Annotated in this window: 1 pseudogene; it reads right to left on the reverse strand. The window is 39.2% G+C overall.

Annotation, left to right across the window (positions count from 1 at the left end):
- A pseudogene (gene purH / locus ACR9ZK_RS22840) lies at positions 1-250 on the reverse strand (bifunctional phosphoribosylaminoimidazolecarboxamide formyltransferase/IMP cyclohydrolase); the annotation flags it as partial.

The raw sequence follows: 250 nt of genomic DNA on the forward strand, positions 1-250 counted from the left end.
ATGTCAATCAGACCAATTCCGTGCTGCTGAACGGTATTCATGTGTTCTTCGTTGGAACGTACAGCCAATAATCCACCGTGAACTTTTGGATGTAATGTTTTCACTCTTCCATCCAACATTTCAGGAAAATCGGTAACCTCATCAATCTGAATCGGATTTAAACCAGCGTCTTTCAAATGTTTGAATGTACCCCCCGTAGAAATCAATTCATAATTTTGGGCTTCCAAAAACTGTGCGAATTCTATTAATC

It is taken from the genome of Monashia sp. HAY1-5C (assembly GCF_056755255.1).